This window comes from Psychrobacillus psychrodurans, assembly GCF_050209195.1.
Classification (GTDB): domain Bacteria; phylum Bacillota; class Bacilli; order Bacillales_A; family Planococcaceae; genus Psychrobacillus; species Psychrobacillus psychrodurans.
In genome coordinates this window covers 3616730-3631154 of record NZ_CP189791.1, presented here as the reverse complement: position 1 = coordinate 3631154, position 14425 = coordinate 3616730, and the positions used below count along the sequence as shown (strand labels likewise).

The 14425-nt window shown below is 36.7% G+C and carries 16 protein-coding genes; 11 read left to right on the top strand and 5 right to left on the bottom strand.

From position 1 onward, the window contains the following. Nucleotides 1-42: 42 nt before the first annotated feature. The 8 genes from ACQCPR_RS17945 to ACQCPR_RS17910 all read left to right on the top strand — a co-directional run bounded on the left by ACQCPR_RS17945 (nt 43) and on the right by ACQCPR_RS17910 (nt 5822). Nucleotides 43-543, top strand: coding sequence for a DinB family protein (locus ACQCPR_RS17945; RefSeq protein ID WP_090566174.1), 501 nt, complete (start codon nt 43-45; stop codon nt 541-543). Between the two features lie 19 nt (nt 544-562). After that, nucleotides 563-1507, top strand: coding sequence for a dipeptidase (locus ACQCPR_RS17940; RefSeq protein ID WP_427137709.1), 945 nt, complete (start codon nt 563-565; stop codon nt 1505-1507). 145 nt (nt 1508-1652) lie between these two features. Next, complete coding sequence (locus ACQCPR_RS17935; RefSeq protein ID WP_090566180.1) at nt 1653-2126, top strand: hypothetical protein; 474 nt, start codon at nt 1653-1655, stop codon at nt 2124-2126. A gap of 13 nt (nt 2127-2139) precedes the next feature. Continuing rightward, the gene (locus ACQCPR_RS17930; RefSeq protein ID WP_427137708.1) at nt 2140-2517 is read left to right on the top strand and encodes a DUF3221 domain-containing protein; all 378 of its coding nucleotides are present in this window, start codon (nt 2140-2142) and stop codon (nt 2515-2517) included. 297 nt (nt 2518-2814) lie between these two features. Beyond that, on the top strand, nt 2815-3987 hold the full coding sequence (locus ACQCPR_RS17925) for an MFS transporter (RefSeq protein ID WP_090566186.1): 1173 nt from the start codon (nt 2815-2817) through the stop codon (nt 3985-3987). A 131-nt stretch (nt 3988-4118) separates the two neighbouring features. Next, on the top strand, nt 4119-4754 hold the full coding sequence (locus ACQCPR_RS17920) for a hypothetical protein (protein WP_427137707.1): 636 nt from the start codon (nt 4119-4121) through the stop codon (nt 4752-4754). A gap of 66 nt (nt 4755-4820) precedes the next feature. Next, nucleotides 4821-5159: a hypothetical protein gene (locus tag ACQCPR_RS17915; protein WP_427137706.1), complete on the top strand. Its 339-nt coding sequence runs from the start codon at nt 4821-4823 to the stop codon at nt 5157-5159. A gap of 57 nt (nt 5160-5216) precedes the next feature. Then, the gene (locus ACQCPR_RS17910; protein ID WP_090566193.1) at nt 5217-5822 is read left to right on the top strand and encodes an alpha/beta hydrolase; all 606 of its coding nucleotides are present in this window, start codon (nt 5217-5219) and stop codon (nt 5820-5822) included. Nucleotides 5823-5901: 79 nt separating this feature from the next. Here the strand turns inward: ACQCPR_RS17910 and ACQCPR_RS17905 are convergent, their stop codons facing one another. Next, nucleotides 5902-8031, bottom strand: a complete 2130-nt coding sequence (locus ACQCPR_RS17905) for an MMPL family transporter (protein WP_427137705.1) — start codon at nt 8029-8031, stop codon at nt 5902-5904. Nucleotides 8032-8136: 105 nt separating this feature from the next. Here ACQCPR_RS17905 and ACQCPR_RS17900 point away from each other — a divergent pair, with 105 nt between their 5' ends. Beyond that, nucleotides 8137-8769 carry a pentapeptide repeat-containing protein gene (locus ACQCPR_RS17900; RefSeq protein WP_427137704.1) on the top strand — a complete coding sequence of 211 codons (633 nt, stop codon included), beginning with the start codon at nt 8137-8139 and terminating at the stop codon, nt 8767-8769. A gap of 189 nt (nt 8770-8958) precedes the next feature. Here the strand turns inward: ACQCPR_RS17900 and ACQCPR_RS17895 are convergent, their stop codons facing one another. The 4 genes from ACQCPR_RS17895 to ACQCPR_RS17880 form a co-directional block, all read right to left on the bottom strand. Further along, entirely contained in the window at nt 8959-9822 is an 864-nt protein-coding gene (locus tag ACQCPR_RS17895; protein WP_427137165.1) for an IS3 family transposase, read from the bottom strand. Beyond that, on the bottom strand, nt 9786-10349 hold the full coding sequence (locus ACQCPR_RS17890; RefSeq protein WP_427137164.1) for a transposase: 564 nt from the start codon (nt 10347-10349) through the stop codon (nt 9786-9788). Before ACQCPR_RS17890 ends, ACQCPR_RS17895 begins: the two co-directional genes overlap by 37 nt. An 87-nt stretch (nt 10350-10436) precedes the next feature. Beyond that, nucleotides 10437-11435, bottom strand: a complete 999-nt coding sequence (locus ACQCPR_RS17885) for an inorganic phosphate transporter (RefSeq protein WP_427137703.1) — start codon at nt 11433-11435, stop codon at nt 10437-10439. A gap of 11 nt (nt 11436-11446) precedes the next feature. Further along, nucleotides 11447-12067 carry a DUF47 domain-containing protein gene (locus ACQCPR_RS17880; RefSeq protein WP_090566204.1) on the bottom strand — a complete coding sequence of 207 codons (621 nt, stop codon included), beginning with the start codon at nt 12065-12067 and terminating at the stop codon, nt 11447-11449. 305 nt (nt 12068-12372) lie between these two features. On the opposite strand from ACQCPR_RS17880, the gene ACQCPR_RS17875 reads away from it, so the two are divergent. Both ACQCPR_RS17875 and ACQCPR_RS17870 read left to right on the top strand, forming a co-directional pair. Next, nucleotides 12373-12882, top strand: coding sequence for a hypothetical protein (locus ACQCPR_RS17875; protein ID WP_427137702.1), 510 nt, complete (start codon nt 12373-12375; stop codon nt 12880-12882). A gap of 18 nt (nt 12883-12900) precedes the next feature. Beyond that, the gene (locus ACQCPR_RS17870) at nt 12901-14418 is read left to right on the top strand and encodes a flotillin family protein (protein WP_090566210.1); all 1518 of its coding nucleotides are present in this window, start codon (nt 12901-12903) and stop codon (nt 14416-14418) included. The last annotated feature ends 7 nt before the right edge of the window (nt 14419-14425 follow it).

Genomic DNA, 14425 nt, shown 5'->3' with positions numbered 1-14425 from the left:
AATGTGAAATTGATTAACATAATACTATTTGGAGGAATGAACATGATTAGAAACCTAGAAGATTTTTTAACTGTTTGGCAGCATGAAAGTGATTCAACACTGAAAGTTTTAGAAGCTTTGACAGATATGTCATTACAACAAAGAGTGTCTGAAGACAGTCGTACACTTGGAACACTTGCATGGCATCTTGTTATTAGTATAGATGAAATGATAGGAAGAACTGGGTTGGAATTTTCGGCCACTCCGCATGAAACTCCTCAGCCATTGACGGCGAAAGAAATGGTGGAGGCATATAGACAATCTAGCAATTCTATTGTTAAGGCTATAAAAGAACAATGGACGAACGAAAGCCTTCAAGAAGAACAAGATATGTACGGAGAACTATGGACAGTTGCAACTGTATTACAAACCTTAATCTACCATCAAATACATCACCGTGGACAGATGACGATACTAATGCGACAAGCCGGATTATCAGTTCCGGGAATGTACGGCCCATCAAAGGACGAATGGCTTGCATTTGGTGAAGAGGCGCCTGAGTAAATATTTTGAGGAGGGTAAGATGAAAGTTTATGATTTACACTGTGATGTACTATACAAATTAGCGAAAGCAGAGAATACTATTTCATTTGCCGATTCTCCAAAACTTCAAGCAAGTAAAAAAGCGTTGGAGGTAGGGGGAATTGCGCTTCAAGTGTTTGCAGTATTTGTTTCGGAAGGTTTTCCTAAAGAACAGTTATTCTTGGAGGCGATTCGTCAAATTGAAATTTTCCACAGAGAAATTGTGGGGATGGATGACAATATTATCCCCATATATGAATGGGAGCAGCTTGGATCACTAAAAGAAGGACAAATAGGAGCAGTCTTATCGATAGAAGGACTGGATATGATAGATGGAGATATGCATAAGCTGAAACTATTACTATCTCATGGTGTGAAATTAGTTGGACTTACATGGAATGGACCAAACAAAGTAGCCGATGGTTCTTCTGAAGAATCTAGTACTGGATTAACACCATTTGGAGAAGAAGTCGTGTCTTTATTGAACGAGCAAAATATAATTGTTGATGTTTCTCATTTGAGTGAACAATCTTTTTGGGATGTTCTTCCTAAAGCGAAATGGATAATGGCAAGTCATTCCAATGCACAAGCTTTATGTAACTCTCCTAGAAATTTAAACGACAAACAGATTAAAGCATTAATCGCTAAAAATAGTCCTATACATGTTGTATATTATCCCCCATTTATAGGTGATACAAAAAAGTCAGTTGAGATACAGGATCTGTTGAAGCATATCGAGCATATCGTATCACTTGGTGGTAAGCATTTGATAGGGTTAGGATCAGACTTTGATGGGATAAGTGAGTTTGTCGTAGGTTTAGAAGATGCATCGAAAACACAAAATATAGTAAGAGAGTTATTAGAAAGCTATTCAATAGAGGAAGTCGAAGGGTTTACTTCACAGAATTTTGAAAGATTCGTGATGCGCATTAGTAGGGAGGCGTAGTTTTGGGGAGCTTACCAGATTGGTTTTTTGCAGTAGCAATTGCTGTTGTTATTTGTTTCGTTATTTTAGCGGAATGGTGGACGCGAAGAGGATAAAGAGTGTGCTATACTAGGTAAATGAAAAAACGTATAGGAAGAGGAATCACATGCTAACATTTGAAGAAAAAGAAGCAATTATTCAAGAATTTACGGAGCTAACTCGAAAAGAAGTATCGATGAAGCGAGTTAATTATCATTTTGAAAAGAGTTTATATGAAAAAACAACTGTTGTTTATCACCTTCATCCGAATGGAAATGGCTTTGTTTACGTAGGTGATCTTCCGCAATATGAAGCAGCTGACGATAAAGGGTTATTAAATATTCGGGAAACTTCTGCAGATGAGCTTAGAAGTATTATTAAAGACTCGATTACTTATCTTTCAACAGAGGAAGAAGAGCCACAGGACGAAGAAGTAGAGGAAGTTTGGAAAAACAAAGAAAATTCTAAGTTAACGCTATTACAAGAAGATACATTATGGAATATCTATCACGGGTATAATTTAGAGGAAAGCTTTGGTTCTTATAGCGAAGCAAAAACTTATCTTTTAGAAGAGGGCTTCCGCCTAGATAGCAAAAGATAAGGAGGTTCTTATAATGAAGGGAAAGTATACTGTAGGAATACTGATTGCTATTGTATTAGTTGCCATTGGTGCGAGCTTTTATTTTATTATGCAGTTTTTTGAGAATAATCCAACTCAACCACAACAACCAACAGATTACATAGAAGGAGTTATTATTGATATCCAAGATATCTCCATTTTAGTAATTGGTGGCTTATCGGTTGATGAGGCGAAGAATATGTCGGTGGAAGAAGCACTGGAAACTGGTAATGATGCCACCTGGTTTTCTTTGACCATGGATCAGCGTAATTCATTAAAGTCATATGATGAAGTGAAGGTTGGATATACCGAGCTTGATGAATCATATCCTTCTAAAGGAACAGCCAAGACGATTGAAAAGATAAATGAATAATAACAAAAGAACCGAAATAGCGTAGATGACACTCTCGTTACATCGGTTTTTTACTCTGTTGGGGAGCTTTCATTTTCATTGGCTAAGTGTATCTAATATTAAGGTTCCTTTTAAGAAGAGTATAAATTTTAACTAGTAATTCTAGTTTACGTTTGAGGAGTTAATTGAATAAATAAGTAAACCGAAGATATTAGCCGCCGAATTCCATTGGGTATAAGTTAGCTTTGTTTACTTAAGTGGATAAATCATGTTAATCTATTGCTTATGTATTACTATTGTGGAAGAAAGAGGTATGAGATGACGAACGATCAAAGAAAGAAATTATTTGTATTAATGATTAATATGTTTATAGCGATAGGGAGTTTTGGTATTATTATTCCCATTTTACCAGCCTATTTAAAATCTATTGATCAAGGTGGGATAGCAGCTGGCCTAATGATATCAATATTTGCTGGAGCACAGCTTGTGATGTCTCCGATTGCAGGTAAATGGGCAGATAAATACGGGAGAAGAATTATGATTATTGCTGGTCTGAGTGGACTTGCTTTATCTATGTTTGTATTTTACTTCTCAGATTCTATTGGTATTCTGTATGTTTCTCGTGTTATTGGAGGAGTTGGTGCGGCGTTATTAGTTCCGGCTATTTTTGCATACGTGGCGGATATTACTTCAATGGATCAGCGTGCAAAAGGTAATAGTTTAATTTCTGCTGCTATGTCTTTAGGTATAGTAGTAGGACCTGGAATTGGTGGGTTTTTAGCGGAATTCGGACTGAAAATGCCCCTTCTCGTTTCTGCATTAGTAGGTGTTGTAGCTGTTATCTTTTCCACTTTAGTTCTAAAGGAAAGTAAGCCAGCGGATGTAAGTGTTCCTGAGGGTAAATCAGAACCAATGGTAAAAGAAATTGCTCAATCATTTAAAAAGCCTTACTTCATCCCGCTTGTTATTACGCTGGTGATGAGCTTTGGGTTACTTGCCTATGAATCCGTTCTAGGTCTTTTTGTAGATGATCAGTTTGCCGCATCACCACAGGACATTGCCTGGATGATCACGGGAACTGGGATTGTCAGTGTAATTATCCAATTATTTGTGGTGGATAAAGTTGTTCGTCGTTTTGGGGAAGCAAACGTGTTGAGAATCTTTTTAGGTGTTGCAGCGTTTGGTTTCTTGCTTTCTATTTTAGTATCGAGCTATGCATTTTTCTTTGTCATTACAATGATAATTTTCCTTTCTACTTCAATATTGCGTCCAGTGTTAACAACTTTAATTTCTAAATTAGCTGGAAACGAACAAGGATTTGCAATGGGTATGAACAATGCTTATATGAGTATTGGAAATGTATTAGGTCCATTGCTTGCTGGAATATTATATGATGTGAATATTATATATCCTTTCATACTAGGGCTAGTCGTATTAGTAGCGACAACGATTGGTTCTATTATATGGAAGGGTACGAAGAAAATAGCTTAACAGTAGCCACTCCTGGAATAAGGGAGTGGCTTTTTTGGACATGAAATTGTGCTACTATTTAGAAATTTAGTGTAGATTTTAAAATAAAAAGATATATATAATTTAAGAAAGGATACAAAAGGAGGAATTTGATGGTTTATCGTAAAACCAAGTATGCAAACGTAGCGGTTGCTCTACTTTTCCTAGTTTTATCTACCAACTTTCTTATTTATCAATCCACTGTTCAAGACTTTTTTTCTCTACAACTAAATACTGGTGCTGTAGTAGGATCGTTAATCGATTTAGCCATTATCGTGCCGTTATTAATGTATGCCGCCTTTAAATTATCTATCAAGCAAACTATTGGAATTATCGTAGCTGGTTTATTGATAGCAAAAATACTCATACCTGACGAATTGTTCATTCCGTTTAGTGGAATACTTTACGCTGGCGTCACTATAGAGATACTTCTAATAACTGCAGAACTTGCTTTGATTTTTTTAGTCATTTTGAAAATACCCAAAATTAGATTGCAAATGAAAAAAGTGAATGAAGGAGCATTATTCAGCTTACTCCCCTCAGTTGAAAAAGTAGTGACAAAAAATATATTAGTTCGGGTTGTGATGTCTGAATTTCTAATGATGTATTATGCTTTTTTTACATGGAAGAAGAAGGCTCCAACTCATGCAGGGATTGTAACAATGCATAAAAAAACGAGTGCAATAGCTCTCCATCTGATGCTGATTCATGCGATTGTCATTGAAACAATTGGAATCCATTGGTGGTAGCATGATAAATCACTTGTACTATCAATTGTTCTATTAATGTTTAATATCTATTCGGTGTTCTTCTTTATGGCTGAAATTCAAATTATGAAATTACATCCTTTGGAGATTAAAAACGGCAGGCTATACATTTCACAAGGACTTACCAAAAGAATTGTAGTGCCTCTTCATACGATTAAAGAGATAGAATGGGGAGGAAGAATTCCGAGTAAAGATACAATACGATTTATTTACAAAGATTTTGAGCCTGTTGAACCCCAGGCTGTTATACACCTTGGAAGACCAGTTGAGATGACAATGTTTATGGGGATGAAAAAAGACATAACCGAATTTGCTGTTCGTGTGGATGAACCGGAGCAACTAAAATTCATTCTTTCATATGAAGAAGAAACTAAACATTTGACCTAGAAATAAGCATCCGTTATAATTATCTCAAATTCAAGATAATTGAAAGGGAGTTATAGCATGAATCATGTTTTTTACAAAGGTGAGGACTCTTCCAGACCGACACTATTACTTTTACACGGCACAGGTGGAAATGAGCATGATTTAGTGGGGCTCGGAAAGGAAATAGATATATCTGCTAATATTTTGAGTGTACGTGGAAATGTATTAGAAAATGGGATGCCACGATTTTTCAAACGCTTAGCAGAAGGGGTCTTTGATCTAGAAGATTTACAGGTTAGAACGGAGGAATTGAAAAGCTTTATCGATGAAGCAGCAGAAAACTATGAATTTGATCGAGACAATGTAGTGGCAATTGGTTATTCAAACGGTGCTAATATTGCTGCGAATCTTTTATTCGAATATAAAAATGTGCTGAACGGTGCGATTCTACATCACCCAATGGTTCCAAGACGTGGTGTAGAGCTACCAAGGATGTCAAAAACTCCTGTATTTATCGGAGCAGGTAAAAATGATCATATGTGTCCCGCAACAGAATCAGAGGAGCTACAGAACTTATTGCAAGAAGCAGGTGCAATGGTAGAGCTTTACTGGCATGCATATGGTCATCAACTAACCCAAGACGAAGTGCAAGCAGCAAAACAATGGTATCAATTGAAATTCTAAAAACAAAAAACAAAGCCAAGCAGAATTTTCTCTGCTTGGCTTTTTGCGGTGCTTCAAGATAACATTCTGACAGAAAATATTAATGTAGTTTTTTCGCTTTATACGGTCCTTTTCTAAAAGGCAGCCACCAGTTCCATTTGCCGAAAAGCTTCATTAAACTTGGAACAAGTAATAATCTAATGATAGATGCATCAATCGCTACTGCAATTGCTATACCTACCCCAATTTGCTTAACAGGCATTACGTCTGTAAACGCAAAGGCACCCGTAATAACAATCATGATTAAAGCGGCAGAAGTAATAATTTTACTCGTCGAAGTCAAACCATCAACCGTTGCTAATGTATTGTTTTGATGCTTTAAATACTCTTCCTGTATACGAGAGATTAAAAATACCTCATAGTCCATACTTAAGCCAAATACGAGACTAAACACAATAACAGGAATTATTAATGCAATCGTGGTCTCTTCAATTCCAAAATGTCCATATTGGAATATATATACGAGAATTCCAAAAGTGGAAGCTAAACCGATGATATTCATAATAATTGCTTTCAAAGGTATTAGAATAGAACGAAATGCAATCATTAAGATGATAAAAGTAGAGCCTAAAATAATTGCTAATAACCATCCTACTTTATCGAATATCTCATCGAAAATTTCTTGGTTAAATTTAGGTTGACCCCCTAACTTAAAGTCGACTCCTAAATCTTTTTCTGACCATTCTCGTACCCAGTCTTGTGCTTCATTAGAAGAACCGTTTAAGTTTAGGGACACAGGTACTAGTAACTTATTGTCTTGAACAAATGTATCCATCAAAGGAGTTAGTTGTACCTCGACTTCTGGCACAGATAGGCTTTGTTCCCATTGCTCTACAGTTGGGATCTCGCTTGCTGTGAAAATAGTGTCAACCGACAAGACATCATTATCTGCAAGTAGTTTGTCTTCTATATTCTTTATGTCCTCTAATCCAGCAGTACTATCCCAACCATCTGGGCGATCTGCAATCATATAAACCGTGGACTGTTCCCCTAAACCAAACTGTTTGTCCATCAATTCATACGCTTGTCTAGAATCATATGACTCTGGCAGTGAATCCACCTGGGGAATAGTCAATTCCATATTCTTTACGGGAATTATACCAATACCTAACACAATAAGTGCCACAAGTATCAATGTCACGGGACGTTTCATAACGAAAGAAGCGAAATTACGCCATCTAGTTGTAGCACCTGGCTTAACGCGAATAATCGTCCATTTGTTTATACGGTCTTTTAATAGCATTAATAAAGCAGGGAGTAGGGTAACAGACGAAAGTACTGCAATCGTCACGACTAGCATTCCGCCGAGTGCGATGTTTTGGAATATCTCTACTTGCATGACAAGCATTGCTCCTAAACCAATAAATACACATAGCGCTGAAAATATAATGGACCTCCCAGCTGTTTGAACAGCAGTCTGTACAGCTTCGGTTATCGAATGATTTGCTAACTCCTCTTTGTATCGATTAATGAGTAACAGGGCAAAATCAATACTTAATGCCAATCCAAGCATTGGAATAATATTCATAACAAAAATGGATAAATCCATCGCTTCACTAAATAAGGTCATCACTCCAAATGCAGAAACCACCGTCACAATTCCTACTGCAAGTGGGATAAAGGCTGCGACGACGCTACCAAAAGCAAGTAGTAATACGACTATAGCTATCGGTAAGCCTATTGCCTCAGCACTAGCTAAGTCTTTTTGACTGGCACTATTAATGTCTTTGTTAATAGCTGCACCACCAGTTAACGTAACGCCTTGCTCTCCGTCAATAGCTTCTCTGATGTCATCAACCACACTTGTCATATCAGCATCGGAGTCGAAATGAAGCATTGCATAGGCAACATGATCTTTATATAAAGAATCATCCGTTAAAGGAGACTGGATAGATTCTGCAAGTTCCAATTGTTCTATCTCCTTTAACGTTTCTTCAATCGTACTATTGGACGTTTGATCAAAAACTACAAATAGGGACTCTGCTGGAAAATCAAATGTTTTCGTTAATTCGTCCATCACTTCTGCATGTTCTCCGTCTGTACTAAATCCATCACCTTCTAATAGGCCAGGTAAACGAATAGCCAATACAGCTAAGACTGCAAATAAAAGTAACCAAATACCCAAAATCAACTTATAGTGACGTGTCACTATTTTGGACAAGCCTGTCATGAAATTCCTCCTCAAATAAAACCTAGTTACATTGTAAGGCAAAAAGAGTCAAAAATACTAATATAATGATAGAATATGAATAGCAATTCCACAGGAGGGATTCCATTGAAAATAGCTTCACCGAAAATCTCAAAATCATTAGATATATTAGACGTGCAAAGAGCACTACTAGAAGACAATTATGTATCTAATGGACTAGTTACAACATTAGAATTAGACCGGGAGCAAGAAGAAAAGATTATATTTGACCAAATTCATTTTCAGCATATTTCCTTGGAGGGAGTACGTTTTCATCGGGTGGAGTTTATAGATTGCCTGTTCGAGAAATGTGACTTATCTAATGTCGATTTTGGCGATGCGGTGTTCCACCGAGTGGAAATTCGGGGCTCGAAATTATTAGGGGCTAACATCTCACAGAGTAGAATGACCGAAGTGAAAATAGTAGATTCAGTTGCTAACTATGTGAGTATGAGCTTTTCTAAATTGAAAAAAGTCTCCTTCACTAAAATTGCATTTAACCGTGCAGATTTTATAGAAGCCACATTTGATAAGGTCAATTTTGAGGATTGTGAATTAAATGAAGCGAATTTCACAGGCACTGCCTTATCAGGAATCGATCTAAGCTCGAATACATATGAACAACTAACTGTTTCACTAGATCAAATGCAGAATTGTACGGTTTCCACCGAACAAGCGGTTGGCTTTGCCAAATCATTAGGTTTAAAGATCAAAGAATAGAGTGCTTATTAGGGAGATTCTCTGCCAAAAGAGTGAGTGTGACCGCCATGCCGGCTATAGAGAGAACTCAGCTTCTATACAAGAGGAATTCGTTGTTATATGAGAGTGCCACATCAATGTAATACAATTACTAACTCCCAAACAAAAAATGAACCCTTGGGTAGTGACCCCTTAAAGTTAGAGTTTTTATTATGCAGCTAATTGGCTGGCATGAGTTCGATATTTTACAGGACTCATGCCGGCTAATTTTTGTTTAATCCGTTCATTGTTATAGTAATTGATGTACGTTTCAATCCTTTGTTTTAACGCATCATAAGACATCAATTCTTCACCGTAATACATTTCTTGTTTGAGTAAGCCAAAGAAGTTTTCCATCGCCGCATTGTCTGCACACGTTGCTTTACGAGACATACTCTGGAATATCTTGTTTCGCTTTAAAGTCTTCACCCAAGTATTGTGTTGATAATGCCATCCTTGATCCGAATGTATCGTTGTACGGTAATTTGCGTGCGCTTTAATAATCGGTATTACCTGCTCTAAAGATGCCATCACAAAGTCAAGTGTAGGACGTTTAGACATACTAAAGCTAATGATTTCACAGTTGTACAAATCCATAATCGGACTTAAATATAGTTTTTCTTCTCCTGTACACTTGAGTTCTGTTACATCTGTCACAAGTTTTTGTAAGGCGTGTGGCGTTTTGAATCGGCGGTTTAAACGGTTTTTTGAGACTTTACCTACTTTGCCTTTATACGATCTATAACGAGATTTACGAACGAATTTCACACACTTTAAATCCATTTCCTTCATGATTCGTTGTACTTTCTTATGATTAATCACATGTCCCTGCGCTTGTAATTCCGCATGGATTCGACGATAACCATATCGTCCTTCATGCTTTTCAAATAGTGCTGAAATCAGTGTTTTCCATTCCTGATCTGAATCTTCATTGTTCATTTGATTGATGTGATAATGATAGGTCGCTTCAGGAATCTCAACGATTTTTAGTACATCTTTTAATCGGAATCCTTCTTGCTTGAGTTCGAATGCCAACGTAGCTTGTACTTTTCGAGATAGGCATCCGGGTTCTCCTGAAAAGCTTTTAACTTTTTTAGATATGCGACCTCAAGGCGAAGAAGCTCGTTTTCACGTTCTAATTCTTCTTCACGAGACATTGTACTTTCTTGTTTGGTAGGTTTGGTTTTGGGTTTTTTAGACATAGGAGGCCGTCCCTTCGCTTTTTCTTGCAGGCCTTCTATCCCTTCTTTTAAAAAAATGCGGCTCCAACTCACTATTAACGCTGGATTATTCATATTAAATTCAATTGCCGTATCTTGATAAGAAGCACCTGTTTGTCTCATAAAGTTTAATACATCGAGCTTGAATTGAACAGAATAAACCTGCTTTGTCTTTTTTCTGGATAAGCCCTCTACCCCAAATTCCTTATAAGCACGTACCCACTTATTGATTTGTGATTTATTTGGAATTTCATATTTCTTCGCTAGTAAACTAAACCCAAGAAGACCATTTTGATATTCTTGTACCACCTGCAATTTAAATTCTTCACTATATTTTGCCATAGAAAAAACACCCCAAAAGTTAGATTTTTTTACTCTAACTTTTGGGGTGCAGCACCTTGTCCTAAAAGACAAGGGTTCATTTTTTTATTAAAAGAATATACTTAGTATTTGGAAAATAACACCTGCCATTGCAGCAGAAATTGGTAAAGTAATAATCCAAGTTAAGACAATTTTCTTAGCAACTCCCCATTTCACGCCTTTCACACGTTGCGCTGATCCAACTCCCATAATTGCGGAAGAAATAACATGTGTAGTAGAAACAGGTAAATGAATTGTAGTTGCCCCGAAAATAATCATTGCAGAAGATAAGTCAGCCGCTGCCCCGTTAATTGGACGTATTTTCATAATTTTACCGCCGACGGTTTTAATAATTTTATATCCACCAATAGAAGTACCGAGACCCATTGCAGTAGCTGCAGCGATACGAACCCATAATTGAATATCGTCATTCGTTTGCCATTCCGCTGCGATTAAAGCCATTGTAATAATACCCATAGCTTTTTGAGCGTCGTTTGTTCCATGCGTAAAGGATTGAAGAGCAGCCGTACCAATTTGGAATATACGGAACCTTTTGTTTGTCCCATATAAACTCCCATTTTTAAATATGACTTTGAATAATGACATCATTAAAAAGCCGACAGCAAGCGCTAGAAATGGTGAAATGAGTAACGCTTGAATAATTTTAATGAAACCTTCCCAGTTTAAAATCGCAAAGCCAGCAGATGATACTGCTGCTCCGGCTATAGAACCAATCAGCGTGTGAGATGAACTGGAAGGAATCCCGAAATACCATGTAACTAAGTTCCAAATAATCGCGGAAAGTAATGCAGCTAAAATGATTAGAGAACCATTTTGCAAGGCAAAAGGATCTACAATATCTTTAGTAATTGTTTTAGCTACTCCGGTAAATGTTAAAGCGCCAACAAAATTCATAATTGCGGCCATTAGAACAGCCACTCTAGGTTTTAGTGCTCTTGTAGAAACCGATGTAGCAATGGCATTAGCGGTATCATGAAACCCATTGATAAAGTCAAATGCAAGAGCGAATATTACTACTAGAATGGTTAATATAAATACTGTTTCCATATGCGTACACCCTACGCGTTTCGCATGATAATTGTTTCCAACGTATTTGCTACGTTTTGACAATAATCAGCGATTTCTTCTAGTTGTTCATATATGTCTTTAAACTGAATAATGCGAATTGGATCTTTTTCGTTCAAAAATAACTGTTTAATTGATGAACGAAGTACCTCATCACATTTTCTTTCGTAATCTTTAATAAGGATAGAATGTTCGTGCATCTTTAAAAGCTTCTTACTTGCTAGAAGTCCCATTGCTTTAACGATCTCATCTGTGCTTTTGACAATATAACCTAAGAATGTGCGCATTGATTCATCAATCTCAATTAATGAAAACATTTCCAGGTGTGCAGTGAAATTATCAATGCCATCTAAAATGTCATCCATACGAATCGCAAGTTCAAGGATATCTTCACGTTCAATTGGAGTCATAAAGGATTTATTTAACATAACGATCAATTCATGAATTAATGTATCTCCTGCGGTTTCGTAATTTTTTAAATGTACACTAATTTCTTTTAAATCTGCAGCCGTATTAATACGAAAGTCATCTGCATAATGAGCACTATCACGTACGTTTTCAGCAATTTTTAATAGAGATACGAAAAATGGATCTGGTTTTTTTGAACTAATCATAAAAGCCTCCTGGACTTATTTAATATGTTTACTTTTTCCTAAAATAGCATAACAAAAAATTTACAAAATCAACACAACTTTTACTCTGTATTAGCCAAATTTACAATACTGTAACATTAGAGTTCTGTAATTGAACAAATAAGCGCTTTTTTGTTCGAAAAAAACCATTTTTTGTCGGAATTTATAGAATTAAAATGCAATTTAAACAAAGATTAATATTATAATTATAAAAAAAGGTAAATATATGAAACTTTCTGAAAGTATCTCCGTATATACAATTAAGATAACTTTTTTCGCGGAAAGGGGTGAGTGATATAGAACAAGTTTTTTTATATGGATTAATCGGTATAGGTTTAATCACTATTTTGTATGTGTTATTTGCTGATGCAATTGATGGTATGGATAGTGGCATTTTCAACCCAACAACGATTCTGTCTTTCTTACTATTTATATGTGCTTCAGGTTTTATCCTATTAAAACTAACAGATTGGGACGAGAAAATTGTTATTCTTGCGGCTCTTATTATTTCTAGTATATTAACTTTCTTACTATACTTCTTTATATTAGTTCCACTCGCTTCTGCGGAGGTTTCCACAGCATATACAAATGAATCTCTACAAGGCCAAGTTGGAAGAGTCATAATTCCGATACCATCGGATGGGTTTGGAGAAATAGTAATTGAAACGGTAAATGGAGTAATTTCTAAACGAGCAGCAGGCTATGACAATGAAGAGATTGAATACAATAAACAGGTACTTATCATTGATTTTGATAATGGAACTTTTTTAGTAAAAGAATATGTACCATTAGTATAGACAAGAGGGGGAAAAGTAATGCAAATGGAAATGTTGATAGTGATTGGGATAGTAGTGTTTGTTATAGTTGCAATCTTAGCTGTTTTTATTACGAAATATCGTACGGTAGGACCCGATGAGGCACTCATTGTAACAGGAAGTTATCTAGGCTCTAAGAATGTGCATACAGACGAATCTGGTAATCGCATTAAGATTATTCGTGGTGGAGGTACGTTTATATTTCCAGTGTTCCAACAAGCTGAACCGCTTAGTCTACTTTCTAGTAAATTAGAAGTTACTACACCTGAAGTTTATACCGAACAGGGTGTTCCTGTAATGGCGGATGGAACAGCAATTTTTAAAATTGGCGGTTCTATTTCCGAAATTGCTACAGCAGCTGAACAGTTTTTAGGTAAATCAAAGGCAGATCGTGAAAACGAAGCGAAGGAAGTATTAGAAGGTCATCTACGTTCCATCTTAGGTTCGATGACCGTAGAGGAAATATACAAAAATCGAGACAAATTCTCACAGGAAGTTCAACGTGTAGCTTCTCAAGACTTAGCAAAAATGGGATTAATCATTGTTTCTTTTACAATAAAAGACGTACGTGATAAAAACGGATATTTGGACTCGCTAGGGAAGCCAAGAATTGCACAAGTTAAGCGTGATGCGGATATCGCAACAGCAGAGGCAGAAAAAGAAACACGTATTAAGCGTGCAGAAGCTTCTAAGGATGCACAAAGGGCTGAAATCGAAAGAGCTACGGAAATTGCTGAAGCGGAAAAGGATAATCAGTTGAAAGTAGCGGAATATCGCCGTGAGCAGGACATTGCTAAAGCTCGTGCCGACCAAGCGTATGAATTAGAAACAGCACGTTCTAAACAAGAAGTAACTGAGCAAGAAATGCAAATTCAAATTATTGAGCGTCAAAAACAAATAGAGCTAGAAGAAAAAGAGATTCTACGTCGTGAGAAGCAATATGACTCTGAGGTGAAGAAAAAAGCCGATGCAGATCGTTATGCCATTGAACAAAATGCAGAAGCTTCTAAGTCACGTGAGATAGCAGAGGCTGATGCAGAGAAGTATCGAATTGAAGCTAAAGCAAAAGCTGATGCAGAGAAAGTTCGTTTAGATGGTCAAGCAAAAGCAGATTCTCAACGAGCACAAGGGGAATCAGAGGCGGATGTTATTAGACTTAAAGGTCTTGCAGAAGCTGAAGCGAAACGTAAGATTGCAGAAGCTTTTGAAATGTACGGTCAAGCAGCTGTTCTCGATATGATCGTTCATATGCTTCCTGAATACGCTAAACAAATTGCGAGTCCACTTTCAAATATCGACAAAATTACGGTTGTCGACACTGGTAGTGGAGAAGGTGGAGGAGCCAATAAAGTCACTTCATATGCAACGAATTTAATGTCTACACTACAAGAAACGCTGAAAGCATCCTCTGGAATTGATGTGAAGGAAATGCTTGAAAGCTATGCGGGTAAAGGGAATATCCGTCCAAGTATAGAGCGATTAACGGAAGAAATAAAAAATGTGAATGAAACTGCATAACGTTTTA